This window comes from Vibrio hepatarius (assembly GCF_011806575.1).
Lineage (GTDB): Bacteria > Pseudomonadota > Gammaproteobacteria > Enterobacterales > Vibrionaceae > Vibrio > Vibrio hepatarius_A.
In genome coordinates, this window is sequence record NZ_JAATOO010000062.1 from 1 (window position 1) to 2,283 (window position 2,283).

The 2,283-nt window shown below is 41.1% G+C and carries 3 protein-coding genes; all 3 read left to right on the forward strand.

Going from position 1 to position 2,283, the window contains the following annotated elements; all coding sequences use genetic code 11:
* Positions 1 to 641: 641 nt before the first annotated feature.
* On the forward strand, positions 642 to 1,226 hold the full coding sequence (locus HCZ42_RS21610; RefSeq protein WP_167422722.1) for a hypothetical protein: 585 nt from the start codon (positions 642 to 644) through the stop codon (positions 1,224 to 1,226).
* A gap of 221 nt (positions 1,227 to 1,447) precedes the next feature.
* A complete protein-coding gene (locus HCZ42_RS21615; protein ID WP_254869015.1) occupies positions 1,448 to 1,690 on the forward strand; it encodes a zinc ribbon domain-containing protein in 243 nt (80 codons plus the stop codon).
* 144 nt (positions 1,691 to 1,834) lie between these two features.
* A complete protein-coding gene (locus tag HCZ42_RS21625; protein WP_069496313.1) occupies positions 1,835 to 2,209 on the forward strand; it encodes a hypothetical protein in 375 nt (124 codons plus the stop codon).
* Positions 2,210 to 2,283: the final 74 nt, after the last annotated feature.

Sequence of the window (2,283 nt, forward strand, 5' to 3'; positions counted from 1 at the left end):
TTGCGGTGAATTTTGTGTTTAAGGCGCAATGCGGTAGCCGTTGTGTATTGCGTTGTTCACGCCTTAATGCGGCGTTATGCGACTAAGCAAAAAATCTTCTATATCTCTCTTTCTCGCTCTCTTTGGCAGTTGGTTCTCGGTGTCGGCAATTCAGTATTGTCGGCCTAAATTCTTGAATCACTCAGGCCGTAAAACATGCCAAAGTTCGTGGGTTGCCTCATTGGTTTTCAGTGTTGGTTCGTGGCGAGTTTGGCTGGCGCAAAGTGTGGCAAGGGCAAGTTTATCGGTAGTTTATCTTCGCTGGTCTGCCGCCGCGTTGAGTTTCTTGAAGCAAAAGCTTAGTCACTAGCTGAAATTCACCATTAGTCACTTGTTGGAAGTTGGTCTGTAACATAGTGACTTCGTCTGTTTAGTGAATCACAAAAAGTGCTTGGTTTATTTGTGGTTTCTCGTGTCTAAGGTAGTCTTCAACTGCCCAACTTGGCCTATGCGCGTGAATTCGCATAACAAACAATTTAAGCAGATTCTCAACGCTTGGCATTTTTGGTTTGAATCAGTTTTAGTGTTTACGGCACAATGGTTTAGGTGTGGTGGTGGCGTTGCTCACTACTTAATTGGGCGTTAGCTGCAAGGAGGTAAAATTGAGTTATTTTGCAAAATTTGAAAAAATAAATGGTCAACTTTTTAGGTTTGATACTCGTATTTACCTTACGGAATTTGACCCGCAAGAACCGAGTATTTGTGTTGGAGCCATAGTTGGTAAAAATCCTGGTTCGGCTCAACCTCACATTTTTGGAGAACTGCAACCTCTCGATCTAAATGGCGACAAAATGCTTCCAGCCGTTCGCAATCGCTTTTTGGACGCTTATAAAATTGCTAAGAAGAACATTCCTATAAACGCTTATGTTCGTGTCTGGAATCTTTTTTACTTATGCGACCCTGATTTAAGCTCCGCATGTAACAAAATTGCGAATTTCAGTAATATACCGATTTGTGAAAGTGAAAAAGATTATACCCCAATAATTTGGTTCGGTTGGGGGGGGAGTGATAATAGGTTAAATACCTATAAAAATAGATTTATATCTAAAACATGGGACAACCAGTTCTATTATAGCCATTCGGAGAAAAGAGTAGTCAATCAACTCCCTTGTCCTGAATCATTTGCGAAACACACACAAGGTATGCCTTCTGAGCCAGTAAATGGGCATCTCTCAGAAATAATTTAGTTTACAGCTAACAAAGCATTTAAGAGTGATTCGCAACGCTTGGCAGTTTCGCTTCGCTCAAGTATAGCCAAGCGTCACTCACACCTTAATGCGGCGTTATGCCTATAAGAGGGAATATGGATAGTAAATGGGAGTGCTTTGGGTGCGGGCATAGCAATGAACACTCATCATTAAAGTGTGAAAAGTGCGGGTCTTTAGGCAAAGAGCTTGCAAACAAGCAGATGGCAAACCACCTGTTAGGGAAAGACAAAGTGAAATCGAAGTTTGAATACTGCTGTGATAAATGTGGTTCAGAGTCATATGAGGTTGGTGAGTTAAGAGCCAGTGGTGGATTTTGGAGTACATTTTTCAATTACAACAAACACCGTTTTTATTTCTTATCATGCAGTAGCTGCGGTCACACTGAGTTTTACAAACGAGGTCTAGGTACTGGACAAAAAATACTAGATTTTCTAGGTGGTTAGCATAGGCATAACAAACTGTTTAAGAGTGATTCGCAACGCGTGGCATTTTTACTATGCGTTGGTTTTAGTGTTTAAGGTGGTATACGGCAGCTTCGGTATTGCGTTGCTCACACCTTAACAGGGCGTTATGTGTAAGGAGAATAAATGGAGTTCATATTATATATTGCTGCGTTTTTATTGATTGCAGTTTCTTTCGCTCACTCCTACCTTGGCGAGCGCTATATTCTCTCTAGATTGTTCAAACGAGACAATTTACCGAAGCTCTTTGGTAGCGACGACTTTACGAAACGGACATTGCGTTTTGCTTGGCATTTAACGTCAATAACATGGGTTGGGTTTGCGGGTATTGTTGCCGCGTTAGCTCAGCCTGAATTAAACAAATTTATGGTTGCACAAATAGTTTCAATTACGTTTGGATCGCACTTTGTTATTGCTTTATTTGGCTCTAAAGGTAAGCATTTGTCTTGGGTACTATTCGGTTTGGTCAGTATTTTAGTACTGGTGGGAACTTACACATAACAAAGCATTCAAGAGGGATTCACAACGCTAGGCAGTTTTGGTTTGAATTAGCTTAAGTGTTTACGGCACAATGG